The 26,037-nt window shown below is 59.3% G+C and carries 21 protein-coding genes; 10 read left to right on the top strand and 11 right to left on the bottom strand.

Annotated elements, in window-relative coordinates:
• Window positions 1-46: 46 nt before the first annotated feature.
• From ABJO61_RS02750 to lptF, 7 genes are all read right to left on the bottom strand, one after another.
• Complete coding sequence (locus ABJO61_RS02750; protein WP_348327029.1) at window positions 47-1,096, bottom strand: alcohol dehydrogenase; 1,050 nt, start codon at window positions 1,094-1,096, stop codon at window positions 47-49.
• Window positions 1,097-1,195: 99 nt separating this feature from the next.
• The gene (gene rsmA, locus ABJO61_RS02755; RefSeq protein ID WP_348327032.1) at window positions 1,196-2,038 is read right to left on the bottom strand and encodes a 16S rRNA (adenine(1518)-N(6)/adenine(1519)-N(6))-dimethyltransferase RsmA; all 843 of its coding nucleotides are present in this window, start codon (window positions 2,036-2,038) and stop codon (window positions 1,196-1,198) included.
• The gene (gene pdxA / locus ABJO61_RS02760) at window positions 2,035-3,057 is read right to left on the bottom strand and encodes a 4-hydroxythreonine-4-phosphate dehydrogenase PdxA (RefSeq protein ID WP_348327035.1); all 1,023 of its coding nucleotides are present in this window, start codon (window positions 3,055-3,057) and stop codon (window positions 2,035-2,037) included. The genes rsmA and pdxA overlap by 4 nt, the downstream gene beginning before the upstream one ends.
• 38 nt (window positions 3,058-3,095) lie before the next feature.
• Window positions 3,096-4,448 carry a peptidylprolyl isomerase gene (locus tag ABJO61_RS02765; protein WP_348331012.1) on the bottom strand — a complete coding sequence of 451 codons (1,353 nt, stop codon included), beginning with the start codon at window positions 4,446-4,448 and terminating at the stop codon, window positions 3,096-3,098.
• A gap of 143 nt (window positions 4,449-4,591) precedes the next feature.
• Window positions 4,592-6,814 (bottom strand): LPS-assembly protein LptD, encoded by a 2,223-nt coding sequence (locus ABJO61_RS02770; protein ID WP_348327041.1) that lies wholly within the window; start codon window positions 6,812-6,814, stop codon window positions 4,592-4,594.
• Between the two features lie 74 nt (window positions 6,815-6,888).
• On the bottom strand, window positions 6,889-7,983 hold the full coding sequence (gene lptG / locus ABJO61_RS02775) for an LPS export ABC transporter permease LptG (RefSeq protein WP_348327044.1): 1,095 nt from the start codon (window positions 7,981-7,983) through the stop codon (window positions 6,889-6,891).
• Entirely contained in the window at window positions 7,980-9,128 is a 1,149-nt protein-coding gene (gene lptF, locus ABJO61_RS02780; protein ID WP_348327047.1) for an LPS export ABC transporter permease LptF, read from the bottom strand. The genes lptG and lptF overlap by 4 nt, the downstream gene beginning before the upstream one ends.
• Window positions 9,129-9,374: 246 nt before the next feature.
• Here lptF and ABJO61_RS02785 point away from each other — a divergent pair, with 246 nt between their 5' ends.
• The 4 genes from ABJO61_RS02785 (at window position 9,375) to ABJO61_RS02800 (ending at window position 13,507) form a co-directional block, all read left to right on the top strand.
• On the top strand, window positions 9,375-10,868 hold the full coding sequence (locus ABJO61_RS02785; protein WP_348327050.1) for a leucyl aminopeptidase: 1,494 nt from the start codon (window positions 9,375-9,377) through the stop codon (window positions 10,866-10,868).
• 11 nt (window positions 10,869-10,879) lie between these two features.
• Entirely contained in the window at window positions 10,880-11,329 is a 450-nt protein-coding gene (locus ABJO61_RS02790) for a DNA polymerase III subunit chi (protein ID WP_348327053.1), read from the top strand.
• Window positions 11,330-11,439: 110 nt separating this feature from the next.
• On the top strand, window positions 11,440-12,417 hold the full coding sequence (locus ABJO61_RS02795; RefSeq protein WP_348327056.1) for a phosphotransferase: 978 nt from the start codon (window positions 11,440-11,442) through the stop codon (window positions 12,415-12,417).
• 142 nt (window positions 12,418-12,559) lie between these two features.
• Window positions 12,560-13,507: an MBL fold metallo-hydrolase gene (locus tag ABJO61_RS02800; protein WP_348327059.1), complete on the top strand. Its 948-nt coding sequence runs from the start codon at window positions 12,560-12,562 to the stop codon at window positions 13,505-13,507.
• Between the two features lie 33 nt (window positions 13,508-13,540).
• Here ABJO61_RS02800 and ABJO61_RS02805 read toward each other — a convergent pair whose 3' ends face one another.
• The gene (locus tag ABJO61_RS02805; protein WP_348327062.1) at window positions 13,541-15,457 is read right to left on the bottom strand and encodes an ABC-F family ATP-binding cassette domain-containing protein; all 1,917 of its coding nucleotides are present in this window, start codon (window positions 15,455-15,457) and stop codon (window positions 13,541-13,543) included.
• A 97-nt stretch (window positions 15,458-15,554) separates the two neighbouring features.
• On the opposite strand from ABJO61_RS02805, the gene ndk reads away from it, so the two are divergent.
• Complete coding sequence (gene ndk, locus ABJO61_RS02810; RefSeq protein ID WP_348327065.1) at window positions 15,555-15,977, top strand: nucleoside-diphosphate kinase; 423 nt, start codon at window positions 15,555-15,557, stop codon at window positions 15,975-15,977.
• Window positions 15,978-16,029: 52 nt separating this feature from the next.
• Here the strand turns inward: ndk and purN are convergent, their stop codons facing one another.
• Together purN and purM are read right to left on the bottom strand one after the other, a co-directional pair.
• Entirely contained in the window at window positions 16,030-16,680 is a 651-nt protein-coding gene (purN, locus tag ABJO61_RS02815) for a phosphoribosylglycinamide formyltransferase (protein ID WP_348327068.1), read from the bottom strand.
• Window positions 16,677-17,768 carry a phosphoribosylformylglycinamidine cyclo-ligase gene (gene purM / locus ABJO61_RS02820; RefSeq protein WP_348327071.1) on the bottom strand — a complete coding sequence of 364 codons (1,092 nt, stop codon included), beginning with the start codon at window positions 17,766-17,768 and terminating at the stop codon, window positions 16,677-16,679. Before purM ends, purN begins: the two co-directional genes overlap by 4 nt.
• A 183-nt stretch (window positions 17,769-17,951) precedes the next feature.
• On the opposite strand from purM, the gene ABJO61_RS02825 reads away from it, so the two are divergent.
• The 5 genes from ABJO61_RS02825 to ppx all read left to right on the top strand — a co-directional run bounded on the left by ABJO61_RS02825 (window position 17,952) and on the right by ppx (window position 24,758).
• Window positions 17,952-19,127, top strand: coding sequence for a DUF2066 domain-containing protein (locus ABJO61_RS02825; protein ID WP_348327074.1), 1,176 nt, complete (start codon window positions 17,952-17,954; stop codon window positions 19,125-19,127).
• A 28-nt stretch (window positions 19,128-19,155) separates the two neighbouring features.
• Entirely contained in the window at window positions 19,156-20,253 is a 1,098-nt protein-coding gene (locus ABJO61_RS02830; protein ID WP_348327077.1) for an AI-2E family transporter, read from the top strand.
• Window positions 20,254-20,255: 2 nt separating this feature from the next.
• A complete protein-coding gene (locus ABJO61_RS02835) occupies window positions 20,256-20,921 on the top strand; it encodes a DnaA/Hda family protein (RefSeq protein WP_348327080.1) in 666 nt (221 codons plus the stop codon).
• Window positions 20,922-21,023: 102 nt separating this feature from the next.
• Window positions 21,024-23,228, top strand: coding sequence for an RNA degradosome polyphosphate kinase (locus ABJO61_RS02840; protein WP_348327083.1), 2,205 nt, complete (start codon window positions 21,024-21,026; stop codon window positions 23,226-23,228).
• 33 nt (window positions 23,229-23,261) lie between these two features.
• The gene (gene ppx, locus ABJO61_RS02845; RefSeq protein WP_348327086.1) at window positions 23,262-24,758 is read left to right on the top strand and encodes an exopolyphosphatase; all 1,497 of its coding nucleotides are present in this window, start codon (window positions 23,262-23,264) and stop codon (window positions 24,756-24,758) included.
• Window positions 24,759-24,764: 6 nt separating this feature from the next.
• On the opposite strand, the gene rnd is transcribed toward ppx, so the two are convergent.
• The gene (gene rnd, locus ABJO61_RS02850) at window positions 24,765-25,922 is read right to left on the bottom strand and encodes a ribonuclease D (protein WP_348327089.1); all 1,158 of its coding nucleotides are present in this window, start codon (window positions 25,920-25,922) and stop codon (window positions 24,765-24,767) included.
• Window positions 25,923-26,037: the final 115 nt, after the last annotated feature.

Consider the following 26,037-nt stretch of genomic DNA (forward strand, 5'->3'; position numbering starts at 1 on the left):
TCGAGAGGAAGCTGTGAGACGCAGTGGCGTCTCACAGCTTTTTTGTCTACGGCTTCAGAACGACACGCCCCATGACAGTGCCGTTGCGCAGATCGTCGAGCGACTTTGAGCCTTCACCGAGCGGACGTTCGCTCACCGGGATCGGGTCGATCTTGCCTGCTTTTACAAGCTCCATCATTTCATGGGTCTCGCCGAGCGAGCCCACATAGGAACCGCCGATCGTGATGGCGCGCATGGGGAAGAGCGGGATCGGCATCGCGAAGCCGCCGCCGAAAAGCCCCACCACGATCACCCGGCCGCCCTTACGGACGACGCTGGTCGCAAATTTAAGGGAGGCCTCCGAGCCGACGAAGTCGACCGCGGCGGGGACGCCGCCATTTGTGTCGGCCAGTACTTTCTTGATCGCTTCGGGGTCCTTCGGGTTGTAGACCTCGTGGGCACCGCTGCCCTTTGCCGACTGAAGCTTGTTCTCGTCCACATCTGCGCCGAGCGGCTCGGCGGGGAAAAGCGCCTTCGCGAACTGCAGGCCCATCATGCCGACGCCGCCGAGACCAACCACCATCACGCGCTCTTCAGGGCTGATGTCGCCAAGTTTCTTCATGGCGCTGTAAGCGGTAAGGCCAGAGCACATATAGGTAGCGGCAAGTCCGTTGGCGACACCCTTGTAGTCCAGCAGGTAGCGGGGGTGGGGCACAATCACATGAGTGGCATATCCGCCCGCCACGTTGATGCCGAGGCTGCGCGGCTTGTTGCAGAGATGTTCGTCACCGCGGTTGCAGGTCGGACACTCGCCGCAGCCAATCCAGGGATAGGCAACCCGATGAACACCGATTTCGACGCCCTCGGCGTCCGGACCGGCGGCTACGACTTCACCCTCGATCTCGTGACCAAGTGTGAAGGGGAGCTTGCGGCCTGCGCGTACATCGAGCTGGTTGCCGCCGCCCATGTCAAAATGACCGTCATGGATATGGACGTCGGAGTGGCAAACACCGCAATGCGTGACCTTGAGCAGGACTTCGGTGCCTTTCGGCTCAGGCGTCTCGCTGTCCACGATCTGCAAGGGCTGGCCGTATTCGACGATGGCTTCGGACTTCATGCGGGATGCCTCCTGACTACGTATCCTGGCCGCCTGGCGGCTTGTTTGGCCGACAATGTGGCATGGGGAGCGCGAGCCTACAACCTTGCTTGGCTGCCTTTAGCGACTTGCTGCGAAGGCGCGGGAGAGCGCGCAGAAAGCTTCGACGCTGAGTTCTTCGGCGCGCCGGGTCGGTTCGATCTCCGCTGCCTCCAGAAGGGGCAGAGGGTCGCCTCCAAGCGACTTGAGACTCGCACGGAGCATCTTGCGGCGCTGCCCGAATGCGGCTGCCACCACGCGTTCAAGAGCGCGTGGGTTCGCCTCGGCAAGGGGCTCCGCTCGCGGCACAAGTTCAACCACGGAAGAGGTGACGGCAGGCGGAGGCGTAAAGGCTCGCCGGTCGACATCAAAGAGAATGCGAGGCCGGGTGCGCCACTGAGCGAGAACGGCAAGCCGGCCATATGCTTTTCCGCCAGGGGTGGCGACAATGCGTTCCGCAACTTCCCGCTGAAACATGAGCGTCAAGCTGTCGAACCATGCTGGCCACGGCTCGGTTTGCAGCCAGCCGACAAGAAGCGGCGTTGCTATATTGTATGGTAGGTTCGCGACAATTCGGGCTGGGCGAGCGACCAGTCTTTCCATGTCGGTTGCCAGCGCATCGCCTTCCACGACATTGAGGCGCCCCGGATATGCATCGGAAATTTCGTTGAGCGCCGCAATACAACGATGGTCTCTTTCAATCGCGACAACCCGTCGGGCGCCGGCATCCAGCAATGCGCGCGTCAGACCGCCCGGCCCCGGGCCGACCTCAACCACGTCATGATCTTCGAGGGAGCCAGCCGAACGGGCGATACGTCCCGTCAGATTGAGATCGAGAAGGAAGTTCTGTCCTAGCGACTTGTGAGGGGCGAGGCCATGGCGGGAAATGACTTCTCGTAAAGGGGGCAGGGCGGCTGGGGTCATGTTGAGGCTCGGTGACGCGCAATGTGATCGGCCGCAAGGATCGCTTCGATGAGGCTGCCTGCATGTGCTTGCCCGCGCCCGGCGATATCGAGAGCAGTCCCGTGATCGGGGGAAGTCCTCACGATAGGCAGGCCAAGCGTCGTATTGACGCCACGGTCGAAATCAATCGTCTTGAGCGGGATCAGCGCCTGGTCATGATACATGCAAAGAACTGCGTCGTAGCCTTCGCGAGCAGTGGCATGGAAAAGGGTGTCGGCTGGCGCAGGTCCACGAATCTCTGCTTTCGGCACCCGTGTGCGGAGTGTCTTGATGGCAGGTGCGATGATCTCGATTTCCTCGCGCCCCAAATGCCCCTCTTCTCCTGCATGTGGATTAAGAGCTGCGACGGCGATACGGGGCCGGTCAATACCGAAATCGGTAATGAGCGATTGCGCAAGGATTTGCCCCTGCTCGATGATTGCTTCTGCGCTAAGCGCGGCTACTGCTGCTCCGAGCGAAAGATGCACGGTGACGGGGACAACTCTCAGCCCGGGGCAGGACAGCATCATTACGGGGGTCGCTCCACCACAGCGTCCGGCAAGATACTCCGTATGGCCCGGCAGGTTGAACCCGGCTTCGTAAAGAGCACGCTTGTGGATTGGGTTGGTAACGATAGCGCTCACCTCTCCACCGAGCGCGAGGTCGCTCGCGAGGTCAATCGAGGAGAGTACGGCAGAGGCATTCGCAGGAGAGAGGCTCCCCGGTACGGACGGATTCTTCAGCGCAATGGGCAAAACGGGAAGGCCGCGGGAGAAGACGTTTTTCGCTTCTCCGGGCACCCGAATTTCTTCGACGGGAACGTTCATGCCCAGAGCCATCGCTACCTGCCGGTAGAGGTCCGCATCTCCAGCAACGAAAAATGTAGGCATGGGAATTTCACCGCGAGCGAGCCATGCCTTGAGTGTGATCTCCGGAGCAATTCCCGAAGGCTCCCCCATCGTCAGCACGATAGGCGGTCGAATATCCTTGTTACTTGTCATGCCCGGCACCCTGAAGGGACCGTGTGAAAATGATGCCGTCAGCGGTAGACGACAACCGCATCGCGCCGCAGATCGCGCAGGTGGCGACGTCCCATCATTGAAAGCTGTTGCTCGTAAAGCGAATTGTCGATCTGGTCCCGTGTCGGCATTTCACCCTGAGCGGCCCGATGTCCGCAGACCACAATCATCTCCACTCCATATTCGGAGCGGAGCGGGGCGGTCGCCTTGCCGACAGGAACACCAGCTATCGCCTGTCGGGTCTGTGCCGGGAGTCGCCCAGCGATGACGTTCTCGGCAGGGCTCGCCTGACCGCTTACATACTTTTTGACGAGCGTCGACGCTTCATCGCAAGAGGAGACCTGTGCCCGGAACTCTTCCGCTTCTCGCGCGCGCCTTGCGACAGCCTGTTGGCCGGCATCCGGCGTGAGAGGCAGAAGGATCTTCATCAACGAATATTGATCCATCATCGGGTCCGCGCCTGTACCGGTTTGCATGGACTTCAGCTGCACAATGTAGAAGCCGGTAAGGGTCCGGATCGGGTCCGACACCATCCCCGGTTGCATCTGGGTCACGATGTCCGCAACTTGATCGGGAAGCTGGCTCTTGTGCACCCAACCTATGTCACCACCATTTGCTGCGGAAGCAGACTGGCTGAACTGACGTGCAACAGCCTCGAAGGGTGCTCCCTGCCGGATCTGGTCCACCAGTCTCTGCGTACCCGCGGCAATCTCGTCCGCATGCGCCGGATTGTCGAAGGTGACGAGAATTTCCGCAACGAGGTAACGCGGTTCCCCGGATTCTTCTTCAAGACGCTGCATCACCTCATCGACTTCTCCCTCGCCAACTGTCACGAGAGGGCCGAACTGCTGCTGAACGACGCGATTCCAGGCAATGTCATTGCGGATCTGCGTTTCAAGCGTTGAGCGTGCCACGCCGCCTTCTTCCAAAGCAGCGCTAATTTGGTCGACGGACATGTTGGAGCGTTGGGCAATACGCTCGAATGCCTTTTCGACTTCTTCCTGAGCAACTTCGACATTGAGTCGCTGGGCTTCTTGTTGTTGCAAATGCTCATCGACCAGCGAGCGCAAAACCTGGCCGCGAATGCGCGCGATGTTTTCTGGTGTATTGGGTATCCCCGAACTCAGGAGCACGAGCTTGATGCGTTGATCAAGGTCATAGGACGAAACCACCTGGTCATTGACGATCGCGGCAATAGCCTGTGAATCGGAACTGCCGATCAAAGCGCTTGAAGAAGACTCCTGGGCGACTGCCGGACGGTCAGGCAAGGTCACAAGAACCAGCAGCAGCGCCGCCGTCAGGCCGGGCAAAATCCGGAGCAGTTTGCGCCCCCCGCGCGGCGAGCCGCTCGCAAATACATCCGCTAATTTCATGGCTTCTTTCTTTTGGACGCGTTCTGCGTCCGGTCTCCACCTGTTCCGGGCCGACAGAATACTTGAATCAAGCCTCCGATCAACCGATCCGAAGGGCAGAAAAACGCCATTTTTCAGGAGCTTGGAACCGATGCGGCTAAAGGTCACTCGAACCCTCGTGCCCCAGCCGGGCTGCCCGTTCCCAGAGTCTTGAAGGTGACCTGAAAGATGACGGAACTGTCAGGCTCGTAGTCTCGGTCGCTATAGAAAGACTGGCTGAACATGAGGGAGGCATCCACGCACTCATCCTCGTAGCCCACGCCGATGCGGTTTGCCACGGTTCGGTCGTCGGCGAGATCGCGTCTGGTCTGGCCGAAAAGACGCCAATACTCGTCGAGTTTCAGGACCGAACCCAGGTAAATTTCCTCGCGCTCCTGAAAAGTAACGGATTGGTCAGCCGCATAGTAACCATAGCCAAGTTCGGCGCTGACAGGCCCATGTCGCCCCAGCAGGTTTACTTCGTTTCGCCGGACCTTGAAACGCTCGTCATCCATGCGGAAGCGGTAGACAACCAGAAAATCATTGGAAGGCGAGACCATTACGCGGCCGACATAGTCCGAGGTCTCGTCTCTCAGTCCAGTTTCCGCCGCGACGCTTGTATTGTCTTCCAACCGGTAGCTTTGGCCGAACAACGCATTCGCCTGTGCTCCGTCGGGTGTGTAGATGGAATAGCGTACGCCAACATTTGCTCGCGCGCCTGTTTCCCATCGATCAAGACCCGAGAACCTGTCTTCGGAGAAGAGGTTGGTGTCGTCGAACTCGAAGCTCAAGGAGTCTTCGTCGGGTATTTCGACCGTGTTCCCCACATTCGGCGAATAGATGAGCTGTACGATGGGCTCGATGACCTGGTGCACGCCACCATCCGAGCGAGCAAGAGGGTAGCTCCATTCTGTTCCTATCGTGGGCAACGCGCGCGCGATCGTCTGCGGTTCGAAATCGTTTCCCGGAACGGCGGTATTTGGAACGTCCTCAACTGAATAAATATCGCCTCTCAGGCTGCCAAACAGACGATAGACGAAACCACTCGTCGAGGTTTCCCGCTTGTCCCAGCGGACAGTACTGGAAACGCGCCGCGACTGAGGGCCATCGTTGCGCCCAAGGATCATGGCATTGGCGGACAGGCCGATATTGCCCCCAAGAATTTGGTCGGGATAAGCATATTCATATTGAAGCACCGGCGCGACCCAAGGGGTTGTGGACTCACTGTCGGTCGTAAGCAGGCCCCGGAAGTAATAGGCGTCTGCCGTAAAGCTGTTGCGGCCGTTTACATAAGTCGCGTTGATATTGTTGATAAGGTCCGTCGCGCTCGATAGATCGTATTTGCGCAGATAAGTATCATCTGTGGCTAGCTCGGTGCGAAAGCTCCATTTCCAGTATTCGTCGATATCGAACTCACCATCACCGAACAAGCTTCCTCGGAAATCTGTGTCCCCCGGCGTCGCTGTCTGACGCGTTCGCGGCCATGTCCCGGTGGCGAAGGCTTCCATCCGGCCACTCTCGAAACGCTGCCTGTATTCGCCTTGATATACGGGGCCTTCCTTTGTCGTGAAGCGAGGGATAAGCGTCATATCCTTATCCGGAGAGATTGCCCAGAAATACGGCACTTCGACTTCCTGACCAAGCTCACTCGAACTCGCAATGGTGGGCGGCAGGAAGCCGGACTGGCGTTTCACGGTCGGGTCAGGATGCGAAAAATAGGGCACATAAAGTACAGGGACACCGAAGAATTCCATGAACGCATCTTCATATATGATGCGTTTTTCCTGCTTGTTGTGGATGACGCGGAAGGCCTTGATTTGCCAGAGTGGTGTCGTCTGACCTTTTTCCTCACATATATCGCACGGGCTGTAGACGCCGCGATGAAGCGTCGTGATGTTGCCGCCACTGCGAACCACGCTATGGCCGGCAAGGCGCGAGTTGTCGCTAAGCAGAACTTTGAGCGTGTCAATCACGCCATCGCGCATCTCATTGCGAAGGACCAGATGATCCGCGAAGGCGACATCCCCCTGCGGGTCGAGTAACGCGACATTCCCGTCTGCCGTCACAACACCGCTGGTTTCGCTGTAGGTGACACGGTCGGCGACCAGAACTCGTTCACCATAGGCCAGTTCCACATTCCCGGAGGCTGTAACGATCCGGGTTTCCTTATCGTAGGAAAGCTCGTCTGCCTGCATCAGGACTTCACCGGACTCCGGAAAGGATAAGTCAGGTGAAGGCTGCTGGTCCGGATCGCGGGACTGCTGGGCGTTCGCAGGCAATGCGACCGGTGGCGCCAGTATCAACACCGTCGCCAGAAAAAGGAGGCTGCGTTTGCTGCCCACACTCATCCGCTGCCCCTCAATCACTTGTATTTAAGTCCCCCGGTCGTCCAGAATCGCCCATCACGAACGACCCTCGATTTCTAACCGTCTTCGAGGTGAAAGAGAACCGCAAGCCCCAAAAGCATGACGACTATCGAAGGTGCCCAGGCGGCCAGGGCCGTCGGGAGAATCCCGGAAAGTCCAAGGGCAAGCGATAGGTTTCCCAGAAAATAGACCACAAATCCCGCCAGAATGCCCCCAAGCACCATTTGGAGAAGGCCACCCATACGGCTCGTCTTCATGGAAAACACCGCTGCGACGAGCACCATGGTGCAGAGCATGGCTGGAGTGGCCAGCAATTGGTGGAAATAGATCTGGTACCTGCGAGCAGAGAAGCCCGAAGCCTCGGCCGTATTTATGAAGTGAGGTAGCTCCCAGAAGGAGATGCTCTCTTCCCGGGCAAAGCTTTCCTCAATCTGGCTTTCTGTGAGGGAGGTTTCCTGCCGGTAGGTCTCGAAATGCCTTGGCTGGTCATCGACCATCAGCACCCACACGTCATCGAGCTGCCAATGCCCCGGCTTCAGCAGGGCGGTCGCCGCATCTATACGTCCGAGAAATATGTCTCCCTGCCCGTAAAGGAAAATCGTGACTTCATCGAGTTTGAGCCCCCTCCCGTCTATGTGCTGCGCATGGACGACAGATTGGCCGTTTGAATCCGCCTGACGAAGCCAGAGCCCATTCGCGGACACGGCAATGAAGCTCGTTCGCTGTTCGAGATATTTGGATTCCAGCTGTCCAAAGCGGGTCGTCAGCGTCGCGGCAACTGGATTGTAGATCGTGATAACGAAGGTACCGATCGCGAATGCTACTGCCAGTGCGGGGGCAATGAATTGCCAGACAGAGACGCCGGCGGCGCGCGCGACAATAAGTTCGTTATTCCGGCTCAGCCGCAGGAAAGCCGCCATTCCGCCGAAGAGGATGGCGAAGGGAAGTGTTCTGCTGCCGAGGCGCGGGACTTCGAGGAGAGCCATGGAGAAAAGAATTCCGAAATTGACTCCCGGCTTGTCTGAGCCCCTGCGCAAAAGCTCTACCAGCTCAATGATGAAGATGAGTGACAAGAAGATCGCGAAGGTGATGAGCACCACGGTTAGAAACTGTTTTCCGAGATAGCGCGACAGGGTCCACGAGAGGTTCATGCGCGCCCCCCGGGCATGGCGGCCCTGAATCGTTGGAACAGGAAATCGAAGCGGACGCCCGCAATAATGGCAATGCAGACACCGCAAACGGCAAGCGGAACCAGATACATGAGCGGGATCAAATAGGTCGAAGTCGAAGCCCCGTTGGCGAGCACGAAACCGAGCAGGCGAATCGCGAGTGCGAGCACGGCCGCAAGAGCCATTCGCGAAGCGTAACCTCGCCGATTGAAAGGGGCGGGCAGTAGCGTGGCCAGCGCGATTAGCGTGAGCATGGTCGGGTAGACACCTTCGACGAGCCGTTCATGGGCATCGGCCAGCAGCTTCTTCCGATGAGTCTGCCCATATGTGTCGTCTCGGGCCGGATCGATCAATTCGCTGAAATAGCGCTCCCGACCCTCGTAGCTAAAGCTTGGTTTGGTATCGATGTATTGCGACAGGTCATAAGTGTATTTGTCGAAATACAGGAGGGTCGCCGCCCCCATCTCCCGGTCGCCCTCTCGGGAAATGCGCTGGATGTTCCCGTTGAACATGACAAGAAGCGGTCCACTGGGGCCTTCAACGAGGCTTCCCGTCTCGGCCATATAGGTGATTGGTTCCTTCGGATTGCGGCTGTCATGCACGAGAATACCGTAGGTGGTGCCATCCGATGTCCGCTCGCGCACATAGACGGTAAGCCCCTGAGCAGGGTTGGCAAAAGTCCCCTCCCGGATCATCGCTGTGGCCACGTCGGAGCGGATCTCATAGAGCTGGCTTTTCAGTTCTCGCAAGCCAGCCGGAGCGACATAGATGCTGAAGAGCAGAATAAGTGCGGAAGTCGCAAGGGCGATCGCGAGGAAAGGCGTCGCGATGACCGATCGGCTGATTCCCGCCGAAAACATCACCACGATTTCGCTGTCGCTGATCAGCTTGTGCAGGGTGTAGAGAATCGCGCAGAAGAGCGAGATTGGCAGTACGATGACGAGTGTGCTGGGCAGTGCCAAAGCCGTCAGCTCAAAAAAGGTCACCAGCGTTTGCCCCTGCGTGATCAGCACGTCGAGCATTCGGAGCGCCTGGGTCAGCCAGATAATGCCGGTGAGAACGATGCTTGCGACGATGAAAGGGCCCAGCGCCTGTAGAAACAGATATTGAGACAGGCTTTTCAGCATTAATCTCCGGCTCCCCACCGGCTCTCCGGATTATGTGTGCCCGCATATGCTTTGGGCAACGCTCCGGACCAATCTGCCGGGATCTCGGCAGCCTGAATGGCGAGGCATGGCTTTTCCTCTGCACCGATTCAGCTAGGATATGCGCCTTGTTGCCGGGCTATCTGAAGCAATGGTTATCCTATTTCAGAGCCCGGTAAAAGATGCGAGACGGACCGCCGTCGCACGGCAGATCACATGAGGCCCTGAATGAACGTCACTTTCGCCGATATTTCGCTCACGAAGCAGGGGGCTCTGGCAGTCCTCGTCACCGAAGGAACCACTCTGCGTGGCCTTGCCGCAGATCTCGATACGAAGCTGGGGGGCGCGCTGAAGAGGGCGATGAAGGCTGCGGGCTTTACGGGCAAGGCGGGGACTGTTCTTGAGCTTGTTGGCCCCCAGGGGGTGAGTGCCGGTCGCGTGTTGCTCGCCGGCCTCGGTAAATCCGGCGATCTTTCCGCCACCAGCCTCGAAAAGGCAGGCGGCGAACTGGCCGGCCGGGTTGCGAAGACGAAAGAGGGCACCCTTTCTATTGTGCTGGATGGCATTTCAGCGCCGAAATTGCCCGCCGCAGACGCTGCCGCCCATGTGGCGTTTGGCGCGAAGCTGCGTTCTTATCGCTTCGACAAGTACAAGACGAAAAAGAAGGAAGACGAGAAGAAAGGCGATCTGAAGTCGGTTGCCATACTCACGCGCGCGCCGGCCACCGCGCGCAAGCAATACGGTCCGCTTTCCAGCGTTGCCGAGGGTATTTTCCTTACCCGCGATCTCGTCAACGAACCTGCCAATATCCTTTTCCCGGGTGAATTCGCGAAACGCGCAAAAGCGCTGTCGAAGCTTGGCATGAAGGTCGAAATTCTCGGTGAAGCTCAAATGAAGAAGCTCGGTATGGGCTCGCTTTTGGGCGTTGGGTACGGCTCCCAGCATGAGAGCAAGCTTGTTGTCATGCGCTGGATGGGGGGGAAGGCCGGAGAGAAACCCGTTGCCTTCGTCGGCAAGGGCGTCTGCTTTGACACGGGCGGCATTTCGCTGAAGCCCCCGGCAGGCATGGAAGACATGAAGGGCGATATGGGTGGTGCGGCTTGCGTCACCGGCCTGATGCACACGCTTGCGTCGCGCAAGGCAAAGGTCAATGCCATCGGTGTTATCGGTCTTGTTGAAAATATGCCGGACGGCAAGGCGCAGCGTCCCGGCGATATCGTTACCTCCATGTCCGGCCAGACGATCGAGGTCATCAATACGGATGCTGAAGGCCGTCTCGTGCTGGCCGACGCTCTCTGGTACACCCAGAACCGCTTCAAGCCGAAATTCATGATTGACCTTGCGACGCTGACAGGGGCGATCATGGTCGCGCTTGGAAAGGAATATGCGGGCCTCTTTTCGAATGATGACAAGCTTTCGAAACAACTCGCAGAGGTGGGCGATGCCGAAGGCGAGAAGGTTTGGCGCATGCCCATGGGCGATGCCTACGACAAGATGATCGAGTCCCGCTTTGCCGATATGAAAAACGTGGGCGGTCGTGATGGCGGCTCAATTACCGCCGCACAATTCCTGCAGCGTTTCGTGAATAAGCTGCCTTGGGCGCATCTGGACATCGCCGGAACGGCAATGGCATCGCCGCAAACGGCGACGAACCAGAGCTGGGGATCGGGCTGGGGTGTGCGCCTCCTCAACCGTCTTGTCACGGATCATTACGAACGCTGAGGGAGAGGCCTGTGACGGAGGTTCTGTTCTATCACTTGCAGAATGCCCCTCTGGAACGGGTGTTGCCGCAATTGCTGGAGCGCTCGCTGGAACGAGGCTGGAAGGTCATCGTGAAAGCGGGTGGTCCGGAGCGGCTGGAGGCTATCAACAGCGCGCTGTGGACCTATAGCGACGACAGTTTCCTGCCACACGGTACACGCAATGATGGTCCTGCGGCGCTCATGCCTGTTTTCCTCACTGTTGAGGACGATAATCCAAACGAAGCGAGCGTCCTTTTTCTCGTGGATGGAGCGGAACCGGCCTCTATCGATGCCTATGAGCGTTGTGTGCTGATGTTTGAGGGAAGGGACGAAACGGCCGTTGCCGCAGCTCGCGAACACTGGAAGACACTGAAGGCTGAAGGTCACGACGCGACCTATTGGCAGCAAAGCGATCAGGGCCGCTGGGAAAAGAAGGCATAGAGTTTCGGCACAGTTTCCAGCTTGGTTCGGGAGGTGCGAAAGTTACGGGTGCATGTCCGCGCTCGCTTGGTCGCCAAACCGAAATCAAAGTCCTTACGTCAAGAGGGGACATGGTCGAAGAAACTTACAACCACCTCGTATCGCTCGAAGGATTCAGAAACCTTTCCCTTCACGATGTTCATGTCGAACCACTGCAGACGCTCGCGCACTCGGAGGTCTACCGTGTTCGATTGGATTCGCTGTCCACGAGTGTGATCCTCAAAAAGTCGGGCGCGGCAGATGTCGCTGGGCTGGCTGAGAGGGAACGACAATTCTACCGTCACATCGCGCCACTCTTGCCAAGCTGGCTCGTTCCTGAGTGCTTGCTGATAGTTGAAGGGGATCAGACCGGCAGGTTATTCATCAAGGACTTGTCCGGGTCACATCGCTCAGCCTGCAGCCCTGCGCCGACCCGCATGGAGTGTCGGTGTTTTGTGGAAGCGCTGGCAACATTGCATGGACTAACAGGGCGTCATTCAAGAATCCAGAGTGAATGGATAAAGGTCGCGGCTGATCTTCCGGCTGGCACGATCCAGCAGAGGCTGAGTTTCTTTCAATTGGTGCTGGGCTCATTCATCGCCATGATTCATGAACGAGTAGATCGTGCGGTTGAGAGCTTTCTGACCGACTTGAGCGACCTCGAACATCAGATACAGCGGATGGGAGCTCAAGCCGATGTGATCGTTCACGGGGACGCGCACTTTGGAAACGCGCTCTTTTCTCCCGAACAGCGCGCGTGTCTCATTGACTGGGGTATGCCGATGATCGGATTTGGAGAGATTGATCTGGCGCACGCACTTGCGTTGAATCTTCCACCAAACCTGCGCAGGGAGTGGGAGCAAGAGATGATAGGCGTCTATCTCAGTCAAATGGCGGCTTGTGGTTCACCTGTAGAGGAGGCTGCTTTCTATGATCGCTACCGGCTGGCGGTCCTGTACAGTTTCATCAGTCCCGTCATCTGGTGGTGTTCCGGGGTGCCAGAGCCACAGTGGTGGTCTGCGCTGACGAATTCTCTGGATGCGGCACGTGACCTTGGTCTGCTGAAATAGGGGCCATCTTGGCCGGTATAGAAGGCCGGTGGGAAAAGAAGGCGTGAGACTGTGCAAAAAAGCATAGTCCGCATACGCAGTTCATGGATTGATCCGCGACAGGGGCCGGATCATGATGGGCCGCACAGGTAGGGGGGAAGTTATGCCGGTCTGGCTCAAGAGAAGTCTCATCGCATTGGGAGTGCTGGTCGCTGTCGGCGGCGCAGCCTATTACTGGTTCGTTGTCGAAAGCAGCATGCCGGAAGATGCCTATTACGAGTTCGATATAGGCAAGGTGCGACGCATGGTCGGGGCCGTCCCCGGTGACAAGCCGGAAAAGATCGAGTTCGAGAATGTCGGATCGTTCAGCTTTCCCGCAACAGCCATTGTGGCGGGGGACGGTTGGCGTTCGCGCGAGATGCCAGTTTTCTCCTACAGGCTTGTCTATCCCGATCTCAGCGTGGTTGTCGATACTGCGCTCGATGAACGGCTGGGGAGCGGCAATCTTGCGTCTTTCGATCCAGAAGCCTTCGCGCGTGTGCAAGAGGCGTTGAGCGAAGCCTCGCTGATTGTCATCACGCATGAGCATATGGATCACATTGGCGGCCTTACCTTGCACCCGGACCTTCCCGCCGTTCTACCGGCGACACGGCTGACGCAGGAGCAGGTCGATCATCCCGAGCGAAGCGTACCCGCGCGCTTCCCTGACGGTGCTCTCGACGACTACGCGCCGCTCGTCTATGAGCATTACGAAGTGCTCGCGCCCGGCTTGGCCGTCATCAAGTCGCCTGGCCATTCGCCCGGCAGTCAGATGGTCTATGTCCAGATGGCGGATGGTTCGGAGGTTCTCTTCATCGGCGATGTCGCATGGAAGTACCGAAACATCCTTGTTCAACGCGAGCGGGCACGTCTTGTCACCCAATTTTTCCTGCAAGAAGACCGCGACGCTGTCTTCGGACAGCTTAAGGCGCTCAAAGAGCTAAACGAGGCAGAGCCGGAAATTATCATCGTCCCGGGGCATGATGGGGAGATCGTCGGTGGTCTCGTCGAAGCAGGCGTTTTGACGGAAGGATTCAATCTAGAAGCGGCCACACGGAGTGATGTCGACTAGCAAAAGGCGGCGGCCTGCCAACCCGTATTTTGGTCAGTCCGCTGCCATGGCTTCTTCGTAAGCGGTGCTCGCCTCAAGCCAGACCTCTTCCGCCTTGGCGACAGCCTTCAGCATGTCGGCGCGTTCTTTCGCTGTTGCTGTCATTGTGTTCGTATCGCCCGCAACTTTGGGATCGGCAAGCTTCGCATCGAGTTCTTCGACAAGTTTCTGCAGGCGGGCGATTTCCTTCTCGGCTGCCTGCGTCTTCTTTTTTAGCGGAGCCATCTGTTCACGCTTCTGCGCCGCGAGACGGCGCGCTTCGCGCTTGTCGATGGAGGGGCGCGGCGGTGGCGCTTCGGCGGCACCGTCCTCTTCTGCATCCGCCGTCAGCGGCTTTACTCGCCGCGCGGGATCGAGAAGCCACTTCCGATAGTCGTTGAGGTCACCCTCGTAAGGCGCGACAGAGCCATCCGCGACGAGCCAGAGCCTGTCGGCACATGTCTCGACCAGGTGTCTGTCATGACTGATCAGAATGATCGCGCCGTCATACTCGTTGATTGCCATAACGAGCGCTTCGCGACTGTCGACATCGAGATGGTTGGTCGGTTCGTCGAGAATAATAATGTGGGGTTTGTGAAAGGTCGCGATGGCAAAAAGCAGCCGTGCTTTCTCGCCACCCGACAGCTTTTCGACTTTCGTGTCCGCCTTGTCCGCACCGAATCCATAGGAACCGGCTATGGCGCGCGCCTGCGCTTGCGTTGCATCGGGCTTCAACTCACGGAAATGTTCATAGGGCGTCTCGCCCATGTTGAGTTCGTCGAGCTGATGCTGCGCGAAATATGCGATGCGCATTTTCTTGGAAGCGAATTTGCTCCCGGACGTTACCTGCAACCGGTCGCAAAGCAGTTTGGCGAAGGTCGACTTGCCGTTGCCGTTTGCCCCCAGAAGGGCGATCCGGTCGTCGTGGTCGATACGGAGGTCGAGGTTTTGCAGAACGGGCTTTCCCGGTTCATAGCCAATACTCGCATGTTCAAGCCGGATGATCGGCGAGGCGAGGGGCTTTTCCGGTGCCGGAAAACGGAACGGTAACACGCGTTCCTGCAGCACATCCGCAATGGGCTCCATCTTCGCGAGCGCCTTCATGCGGCTTTGGGCCTGACGAGCCTTCGATGCTTTCGCCTTGAAACGCTCGACGAAGCTTTCCATGTGGCGGCGCGCCTCGTCCTGCTTCTTTTTCATCGAAAGCTGGAGCATCAGCTTTTCGCGCCTTGTGCGGTCAAAGCGGTTGTAATTGCCGCTGTAGAAACTCAGTTTCTGGTTTTCGAGGTGCAGGATGTTCTGCGCCACATTGTTCAGAAGATCCTTGTCATGACTGACGATGAGAACCGTATAGGGGTAGGAGCGCAGATAATCCTCAAGCCAGATCGTACCTTCGAGGTCGAGATAGTTGGTCGGTTCGTCGAGGAGCAGAAGATCGGGCTCGGAAAAGAGCACCGCCGCAAGCGCAACGCGCATTCGCCAGCCGCCCGAGAAGTCGGAGCAGGGCCGCGCCTGGGCTGCTTCGTCGAAGCCAAGGCCGGAGAGAATGGTGGCCGCCTTGGCCGGGGCCGCATGAGCGCCCATGTCAGCGAGCCGCGTATGGATATCCGCGATCCGGTGCGGATCGGTCGCTGTCTCGGCCTCTGCCAGCAGCGACGACCGTTCGACATCGGCGGCGAGTACCGTGTCGATCAGCGAGGTCGGGCCAGCCAGAACCTCCTGCCGGACCATGCCGATACGCCAGCTTTTCGGGAAGGTAACGCTGCCCGTTTCCGGGCCGTATTCCCCGGTTATGAGCTTCAGGAGCGTGGATTTGCCGGTGCCGTTACGGCCGACAAAGCCCGTCCGCTGGCCCGGCGGAATGGCAGCCGTGACACGGTCGAGGAGGAGGCGTCCCTCCATCCGGAAGGTGAGATCGTTAATGTGCAACATGATGAGCGGGCTTTTAGCACCACAGGTTGCCCGCGTCACCAAGCCCGGCTATAAACCGCGCCAAATCTTCCACCTGCAGAATTGGGAAAGCAGAGCAATGGCCCTCGAACGGACCTTCTCGATCATCAAGCCGGACGCGACCCGGCGTAATCTCACCGGCAAGATCATTGATCGTTTCGAAAGCGCAGGCCTCCGGGTCATCGCCTCGAAGCGTATCCACATGACGAAGGCGCAGGCCGAAGGCTTCTATGCCGTTCACAAGGAACGCCCCTTCTTCAACGATCTTGTCTCTTTCATGATCTCCGGCCCGGTTGTGGTTCAGGTGCTCGAAGGCGAAAACGCCATCGCGAAGAACCGCGAAGTCATGGGCGCGACCAACCCTGAAAACGCAGATGCCGGTACGATCCGCAAGGATTTCGCGGAATCCATTGAGGCGAACTCTGTTCATGGTTCCGACGCGCCCGAAACGGCCGCCGAAGAGATCAAGTATTTCTTCAAGGACGACGAAATCGTCGGCTGATTTCATCTGCCGCTGAAGTGCATAGGGCCCCGCTGGAAACGGCGGGGCTTTTTTATTGAAACCCGGGCATGAACAATGGTGCCGGGATATCCGTGCCATCCGCATCGTTCAGCATCACATGCTCTCCGACGACACGTGCGCGGCCTTCCACGACGAGGCGAAGCGCCAGCGGGTAGAGCTTGTGTTCGGCCTCGAGAATGCGCGCGGCAAGCGTCTCTGCCGTGTCGCCGGGCAGCACGGGCACGGCCGCCTGCGCCACGATTGGCCCTTCATCCATCTCCGGCCGCACAAAATGGACCGTGCAGCCCGTAATCCTCACGCCCGCATCGAGGGCACGCTGATGCACATGCAGTCCCTTGAAGGCCGGCAACAGGGAAGGGTGGATGTTCAATTGTCGGTCACGCCACTTCTCGACGAAGCCGTCTGTCAGGATGCGCATGAAGCCCGCATTGCAGACGAGTTCGACACCGGCCTTGGTCAGGGCGTGGTCGAGTTCCGCATCGAATGTCTCGCGCGTCGTAAATTCCTTGTGGTCGATGACGAGCGTCGGGATGCCAGCCGACTCGGCGATGGCGAGACCGGCTGCTCCCGGTCTGTTGGAAATCACGAGCGCAATATGTCCGCGAAATCCGGGTTCCTCGCAGGCGTCGATCAGGGCCTTGAGGTTCGAGCCGCGACCCGAGATGAGAATGCCGATCTTCACGCCTTGCTGCCCAACGCGCCTTTCACGAGCACGCGGGGCTCGCCCGCTGCGGCTTCCGTGAGGCGCCCGATGTGGTGAACGGTCTCGCCTGCTTCAGTGAGCACGGCGGCAACCTTGTCAGCCTCATCTTCTGCGGTAACGACAACCATGCCGATGCCGCAATTGAAGGTGCGGCCCATCTCGGCATCTTCGAGCCCGCCAAGTTCCATCAGCCAGCGGAAGACGGGGGGCATCGCCCAGGAGCCACCGTCGATCTCGACGGCGACGCCCTCGGGCAGAACACGGGGAATGTTTTCGACGAAACCGCCGCCCGTGATATGCGCCATCGCCTTCACGGCTTCGGTCTCGCGGATTGCCTTCAGCATCGCTTTCACATAGATGCGCGTCGGTGCGAGGAGCACTTCGCCGATGCTCGCACCATCGCCATTGGGGAAGGGCGCGGAATAGGAAATCCGGTTGTCCTCGACAATCCGGCGGACGAGCGAATAGCCGTTTGAATGAAAGCCCGAGGATTCAAGGCCGAGCAGCACGTCGCCGGGCTGAACGTCACCGCGCGGCAATATCTTGTCGCGTTCGACGGCACCGACCGCGAAACCGGCGAGGTCATAATCGCCCTTGGCGTACATGCCGGGCATTTCCGCCGTCTCGCCGCCGATCAGCGCACAGCCCGCCTGGCGGCAGCCCTCGGCGATACCTGCCACGACATCCCGCGCGACGTCGACATGCAGTTTGCCTGTTGCGTAATAGTCGAGAAAGAAGAGGGGCTCGGCGCCCTGTACCACGAGATCGTTCACCGACATGGCGACGAGATCGATACCGACGGTGCTGTGTATGTCGGCCTCGATGGCGACCTTGAGCTTGGTGCCGACGCCATCATTGGCCGCGACGAGAACCGGATCCTTGAAACCGCAGGCGGCAAGGTCAAAGAGCCCGCCAAAGCCGCCAAGCGCCGCATCCGAGCCGGTTCGCTTCGTGGAAGCCGCAAGCGGCCCGATCGCGCGCACAAGCTCGTTACCGGCATCGATGTCGACGCCCGCTCCGGCATAAGTATAGCGGTTCGGACGGTCCTTCGGGGGAGTGGGGGCCATGACGCTCTCTAACGGGACTCGGTTGGGCTGTGGAGCGCACAAATCACCCGAAATCGCCTCTCGGCGCAAGAGAAAGGCGAAAAAGCTTGTGGGGCAGCCTTCGCGCCCGCTTCCCGGTGCTATAGTGTGCGTCACGGCGGCACGTTGAATCGCCGAATATCGAGACGGATCAAGGGTCTATCCATGATTTCTGCCTTCAGGCTTCTGCTGGCGCCGCTTTGCGCCATCGTCTTTGCCGCAGCCATTTCGGGGTCCGCCGCGGCGGCCGATGTCTTCACCGTGCGCGGCGTTCATGTGGACAAGACCGCGGAGAGTGCCACGGCCGCCCGCAGCGCTGCCCAGGCCGAAGGACAGCGCCTTGCCTTGACGTCCATGATGAAGAAGCTGACCTTGCCCGACGACTGGGGTTCCCTCCCGGATGTGGACGACGCGACCGCGCAGAATGCGGTTCGCGGCTTTCAGGTGGCGAGCGAAAAGACGAGCTCCACCCGCTATATCGCCGACATGATTGTGAGCTTCCAGCCGGAAGCTGTGCGCCGCCTCTTGCGCGGCGCGGGCCTTCCCTTTGCGGAGACGCAGGCGCGGCCTGCACTTCTGCTTCCTGTCCTCCGGCGAGGCGGCGAACTGGTGTTGTGGGAAGAAAGCAACCCCTGGCGCGATGCATGGGCATCGCTGCGCCCCGCAGATGAGCTGGCGCCGCTCATGCTGCCCATCGGCGAAATCATGGAAATGAACAGTGTGCCCGCCGAGACGGCTATCTCGAACACCGAGGAAGCGAAGGCAGCTCTTGCTGGTCTCGCCGCCAATTATGGTACGGCGGAAGTCGTCGTGGCCGAGGCGACGTTGAGCGCTGATGGTGGCTCTCTTGAGGTGAAGGTGACCCATCACGGTTCCGTTCCTGCCGACCCGCTCAGCGGCAGCTATCAGGCAGAAGGCCGTGATGCCACCACACTCATGAAGGCTGCGGCGGCCGATATGATGAGTTCCCTTGCCGTGCAGTGGAAACGCCAGATCATCGTGCGCGACGGCACGCTGTCGACGCTCACGGTACAGGCCGATTTCTCCACGCTTTCCGAATGGGAGACGATCCGCAAGGGGCTTACCTCGACGCCGCTCGTACAGAATATGGAAGTCGCCGGCATTGCCGCACATGGTGCGGAGATACGCATCTCGCACAAAGGCAGCACGCAAATGCTGGCTCTGTCGCTGGCCCAACAGAATGTCGAACTGTCCGATGGCACGGCACAGGCCGAAGACGAAGGGCCAGCCTTCCAGGATGACGTGGCGCCAATGAATGCCGAGCCGGGGATCGCGCCGGTGCGTGCGTCGCCGCGCTGGCATCTCAGCGTCCGCCAGTAACCCGAGCCGGGGAGGAGAAGTCACACGCATGAGTATCCAGCGGCAGATCGCCATCTGGGCGGCCGTCATCGCCGTCTTCATCCTCATGCTATGGTTGCTCAAGGGTATTCTGCTGCCCTTCGTTGCCGGCATGGCGATCGCCTATTTTCTCGATCCGCTGGCCGACCGGCTGGAGAAATACGGTCTTTCGCGTGGCGCTGCGACCGGCGTGATCACGATCTCCTTCATCCTCATCGCGATCATATTGATGATTGTGCTGGTTCCGGTCCTGTACAATCAGCTTGTGGCGCTGGTCGAGATTGCACCCGCCGTTTTGCAGCGGGGACAAGAATTCCTGCTGCAGGTTGGCGATGGCCGCCTCGGTCGTCTCCTTGGCGTTCACGGCCCGGATGTGGAGCAGGCGATCTCGAAGAGCCTCGGCGGTTCGCTCGACTGGCTTGTGAACCTCGTGACGTCGCTCGGCTCGCAAGGTCTTCAGCTCGTCGCCCTCATATCGCTCATCGTGGTGACACCTGTCGTCGCTTTTTACATGCTGCTCGACTGGGACCGCATGGTGGAGCGCGTCGATGCGCTGCTCCCGCGCGACCATCAGCCGACGATCCGTCGTCTCGCGCGAGACATCAATGCGGTTCTTGAAGGTTTCGTGCGCGGCCAGGTCATCGTCTGCCTTGTGCTCGGCGTGATCTATGCCGTCGGCCTCACCGTGGTCGGTCTGAGATTTGGCCTCATCGTCGGTATTCTTGCAGGCATCATCAGTTTCATTCCCTATCTCGGAACAATTCTCGGCTTCATCATCGGCGTTGCCCTGGCGCTTTTCCAGTTCTGGCCCGACTACGTGCAGATCGGCATGGTGGTCGGCGTCTTCGCTATCGGCCAGTTCATCGAGGGAAATTTCCTGTCGCCGAAGCTTGTCGGCAATCGCGTCGGGCTTCACCCTGTCTGGGTCATGTTTGCGATCTTCGCCTTCGCGGCGCTATTCGGCTTCGTAGGTGCATTGCTTGCTCTTCCGATTGCCGCCGCGCTGGGTGTATTGGCGCGCTTCGGCATCGGGCAATATCGCAAGAGCAAGCTCTATCTCGGTGACACGCCCGGCGCCGTGATTCCCCCTCGCGATACCGACAGCTAGTCATGATACGGCAGCTCGTTTTCGAACTGGGCCACCGCCCGGCATCCGGCCGGGAGGATTTTCTCGTGGCGCCGCCCAATGAGGCCGCCGTTGCGCTGATCGATTCCTGGCCGGACTGGCCGGACCGCGTCGTTGCGCTTGCAGGCCCGGAGGGCAGCGGCAAGACGCATCTCGCCGAGGTCTGGCGCGCTGCATCGGGTGCCGAAATGATCGTCGCGGAAAAACTTGCCCAAGCCGATATTCCCGCCTCGGTCGCAAAAGGCGCGCTGATCCTTGAAGACCTTGCGGCCCTCGACCCGGCAGGCGAGCGTGTGCTCTTCCATCTGATCAATCTGGTGAGGGCGGAGGGGGCCTCGCTCCTCATTACCGCGCGTGAGCCCGTCGCCCGCTTGCCCCTGAAGCTGCCCGATCTCGTCTCGCGGCTTCGCGCCCTCCCGGTGGCTGAGCTGGGGGCGCCGGATGATGCGTTGCTTTCCGGCATCCTTGTGAAGCTCTTCGACGACCGACAGCTCCGCGTGACGCCGCAGGTCGTCTCCTATGTGGCAAGCCGGATCGAGCGTTCGGTGGCGGCGGCACGAAATATTGTTGAGGAGCTTGATCGCACCTCTCTCTCGGGAAAACGGCCGATTACGGTGCCTCTGGCCGCGGAAATCCTTGGGCGGGACTGATCCGGGGGGCAATCGTAAGCCCGCAGTCATGACTCGGTCATATGTTTGTCATAATATTCAGCCATAGCAGACACTTACTCCCTTTTTTGCAGAAGTGATCTCATGACGACCGCCCAGCAGAGCCCGGCCGCTAAAACCGACGCCAAGGAGACGCTCCCGGCATCCTCCGACGTTCCGGGCGTGGCCGCCGACAGTCCCGACCGTTTCATCAATCGGGAAGCATCCTGGCTTGCCTTCAACATGAGGGTGCTGGAAGAGGCGCAGAACACGAACCACCCGCTGCTTGAGCGGCTGCGCTTCCTGTCGATTTCGGCCTCCAACCTTGATGAGTTTTTCATGGTTCGCGTCGCCGGCCTTCGCGGGCAAGTGAGTGCGGGCGTGACGACGCTGAGCCAGGACGGAAGCACGCCGGCCCAGCAACTGGATCTCGTCAATGCGATGGCGAACCATCTCATGCGCGAGCAGCAGCGCCAGTGGGTGTCGCTCCGCCAGGAGATGCGCAATAACGGCATTGCGGTTCTTGAACCCGAAGAAGTGAACCCGGACGAATTCGCCTGGCTGGAGACGCGTTTCCTCGAACAGGTTTTCCCTGTCCTGACGCCGCTTGCAATCGATCCGGCGCATCCGTTCCCCTTCATTCCGAACCTTGGCTTTGCGCTGGCCCTGCAGCTTCGCCGCATTTCGGACGGCAAGCTCATGGATGCGCTGCTGCCTGTGCCGACGCAGGTGGAACGCTTTATCCGGCTGCCTGCGCGCGAGGGCGAACCAGGCATTCGCTTTGTCAGCCTTGAGAACATGATCGGTCTGTTCCTCGACAGACTTTTCCCTGGCTACAAGGTGATCGGGCAGGGCGCATTCCGGTTGTTGCGCGACAGCGATATCGAAATCGAGGAAGAGGCCGAAGATCTGGTGCGCTATTTCGAGAGCGCCTTGAAACGCCGTCGTCGCGGCAGCGTTATCCGCCTGAAGATCGAGGCACGCACACCGCCGTCGCTCCGCCAGTTCGTTGTGCATGAACTCAGCGTCACCGAGCGCGAACTCGTGTCCGTCGAAGGCCTTCTCGGTCTCGCCCAGACAAGCCAGCTCATCGTGGATGACAGGCCGGATCTGAAATTTCCGCCCTACAATGCGCGCTTCCCGGAGCGTATCCGCGACCATGGCGGGGACTGCTTCGCGGCCATCCGCTCCAAGGACATTGTCGTTCATCATCCCTACGAATCGTTCGACGTTGTCGTGCAGTTTATCCGTCAGGCCGCAGCCGATCCTGATGTCGTCGCGATCAAACAAACGCTCTACCGTACCTCCAAGGACAGCCCGATCGTGGAGGCGCTGATCGAGGCTGCGGAAGCCGGTAAGTCGGTTACGGCGCTGGTCGAGCTCAAGGCACGCTTCGATGAAGCGGCCAATATCGTGTGGGCGCGCAATCTCGAACGCGCCGGCGTACAGGTCGTTTTTGGCTTCATCGAACTGAAGACCCACGCGAAGATATCGCTGGTGGTGCGCCGCGAGGGCGGGCAGCTCCGCTCCTATGTGCATTTTGGAACTGGCAACTACCACGCAGTCACCGCAAAGATTTACACCGACTGCTCGATGTTCACTTGCGATCCGCGTCTTGCACATGATGCGTCGCAGGTCTTCAACTACATCACGGGTTATGCAGAGCCGAAGGATCTCGAACTTCTCGCGATCTCGCCGATCAACATGCGTTCGAGGCTCATTACCGATATTCATGCAGAAATAGGTCACGCCAAGGCAGGACGCCCGGCGGCGATCTGGGCGAAGATGAATTCGCTCGTCGATGCACAAATTATCGACACGCTCTATCAGGCGAGCCAGGCAGGCGTGCAAATCCATCTCATCGTGCGCGGCATCTGCTGTCTGCGCCCCGGTGTGCCGGGCCTTTCCGAGAATATACGAGTGAAAAGCATTATCGGGCGTTTCCTCGAACATTCGCGTATTGTCTGCTTCGGCAACGGTCATGGCTTGCCGAATGACCAGGCGAAGGTTTATATCGGCTCTGCCGACTGGATGCCCCGCAATCTCGACCGCCGGGTGGAGATACTTGTCCCGATCCTGAACCCCACGGTTCACGATCAGGTTCTCGACCAGATCATGGTTGCCAACCTCAAGGACAACCAGCAGAGTTACGAACTGCAACCGGATGGCACGTATACGCGGATCAGGGTGCGGGAGGGTGACGAACCGTTCAACGCCCATACCTATTTCATGAATAACGCGAGCCTTTCCGGGCGTGGCACCTCTCTCAAGAAAAACATCCCCCCGAAGTTCGACATCAAGTCGGCGTAAGTCTGCTTTGCGGCGAACGGCGGAGGTCAGGCTGTGAGTCGCGGAAAAGCCGGAGGCCGGTTCGGCATTGTCGATCTTGGCTCGAATTCGGTGCGCCTCGTCGTTTATGCAAGCGTCGAGCGCAACCCGGTGCTCGTTTTCAACGAAAAAGTCATGGCCGGTCTTGGTCGCTCCCTCGCTTCGACGGGCCGTCTGGACCCAAAGGGGATTGAGCGGGCGCTGGACGCGCTGCGCCGTTTCATAGCCCTGCGCGAGCAGATTGGAATAACGACCCTCGTGGTCGCGGCAACCGCAGCCGTACGCGATGCGGAAGACGGGGCGGATTTCCTCGACCGGGCCGAGAAAATATGCGGCTTCAAGATCATGCTTCTTTCGGGTCTCGATGAAGCCCGAATTTCTGCACAGGGCGTCCTTTCCGGTATTCCAGATGCGGAGGGACTGGTCGGCGACCTCGGTGGCGGCAGTCTCGAAGTCGTACCTGTTTCCGGCGGGAAGCCGGGTGCCGGTGCGACGCTGCCGCTTGGCCCTCTCCGTTTGATGGACCTCTCGCATGGCAGCCTTGCGGAGGCAGAAGCCTTTGTCGAGCGGGCGCTCGGCGAGCAGCCATGGTTGAAGGACTATCAAGGCAAACCGATCTACGCGGTGGGCGGGGTCTGGCGAAATCTGGCGCGCATTCACATGGCGCAGCGCAATTACCCGATCCATGTGCTGCATCAATATGTAATCCCTGCGCGCGATGCCGCGGATATCTCACGGGTGATAGAGAGGCTGGGGCCGAAATCGCTTGCACAGATTCCCGATGTTTCCGAGCGCCGTGTCGAAGCATTGCCTTTCGGTGCGCTGGTGCTCGACAAGCTGATTGCCGCCACACGGGCGAAGGAAATCGTGATTTCTTCTTATGGTCTTCGCGAAGGAATTCTTTTCGAAAGTCTCGACAAAAAGGAACAGCAGAAGGATCCGCTGATCGAAGGTTGCCGCGATCTCGCTGGACGCCTCGCGCGGTTTCCGCAACACGGCAACGAGTTCTTCAAATGGACGGCACCTCTTTTTGCAAACGACGTGCTGGGCGAAATAGAGGAAGAAGCGCGGCTGCGACATGCAGCTTGCATCCTTGCCGATATCGGCTGGTACGTGCATCCAGACTATCGTGCGCATCATGCAATGACGCAGATCCTGCTCGCGCCCTTCTCCGGCATCGACCATCAGGGCAGGCTCTATCTTGCGCGTGTTGGCTATCACCGTCATGAGGGCAGGGGAGAGCCGGAGATGATTGGCAATCTCTCGGCCTATATTCCCGAACGCGACAATGATCGGGCGCTGACCCTTGGCCTCGCGCTCCGTCTCGCTTTCACTCTTTCGGGCGCCACGATGGGTATGTTGCCGAAGACACGTTTCGAAGTTGGCAAGAACATGCTCACCCTGGTCTTGCCGAAGAAATATGAGGCGCTGGCAGGCGAGATCGTGGCCAAACGTCTCGCTGCGCTGGCAAAGGCGATAGGCCGAAAGAGCGATATCAAGATCGGCAAGTAGCGCGCGCTACTTTTTCCCCGTTTCGATCAGCACGATCCGCTTTCCCTTGGCGCCGATGGCGAGTTCGCCGTGCTTGAGGCGCAATGCATCTTCCCCGAAAAGTTCCCGCCGCCAGCCCTTCATCGCGCCGACATCTGCCTCGGCATGGGCGGCGATCAGTTCAAGGTCGCTGACATTGGCCACGAGCTTTTGCGCAACGTCGTGCTCTTCGCATTTCTGTTTGAGAAGCACCTTGAGCAGCTCCACCAGCGGACCTATCCCGGCGGGCAGGGGCTCAGGCCCTTCGACGACGGGAATATCTTCTTCCTTCATGGAGAGCCCCCGTTCGACGGCTTCCATGAGACTTGCCGCGCCCCGGCTGTTCGAGAAGCCCTTCGGCACGGCGCGGAGTGCGTCAAGGTCGTTCACGCTCTTGGGAAGCTGCGTTGCGATCTCATAGAGCGCGTCATCCTTCATGATGCGCGAACGCGGCATGTCGCGTTCCTGCGCCTGACGCTCGCGCCAGGCAGCGACCTCGATGAGGACGGCAAGCCCGCGGCGGCCGCGAAAACGCATCTTCAACCGTTTCCAGGCATTCTCCGGTCGCATCGCATAGGTCTCGGGATCCTGAAGGACGGCCATCTCCTCGCCCACCCAGTGCGAGCGCTTTGTCTGTGTGAGCCGTTTCGCCAGCACTTCGTAGATGGTACGCAGATAGGTCACGTCCGCCATCGCGTACTGGAGCTGCTTCTCGGAGAGCGGACGCCGCGACCAGTCCGTGAAGCGCGAGGATTTGTCGACGCTGCCGCCGGTCAGCTTGCGGACCAGCGTCTCGTAGCCGACGGAGTCGCCAAAGCCGCAAACCATGGCCGCGACCTGCGTGTCGAACAGCGGGTCCGGGATGGCGTCGCCCTCATGATAGAAAATTTCGATGTCCTGCCGCGCCGCGTGAAAAACTTTCACGACCTTCCGGTTCTTCATCAGGGCATAGAAGGGTGCGAGATCGATATCGGGAGCGAGGGGATCGATGATGATCTCGTCGCTGGGTCCGGCGAGCTGGATCAGGCACAGGATGGGCCAGAAGGTCGAATCCCGCATGAATTCGGTATCGACGGTGACAAAGCCGGCAGTTGAAAGCCGGTCACAAGCGGCCCGCAAGGCCTCATTCGTCGTAATGATTTCCATGCGCCGCTCTATAGCCGATCCTGGATATCTTGTCGCGCGCGAGATAAGGGAACACACCAATCCTCCCGCCCTTGACAAGGGCGGCTGATCCGTGCGCTTTTCCCCTTCGCTAGGG

The sequence above is a fragment of the Parvibaculum sp. genome (assembly GCF_039973015.1).
Lineage (GTDB): Bacteria > Pseudomonadota > Alphaproteobacteria > Parvibaculales > Parvibaculaceae > Parvibaculum.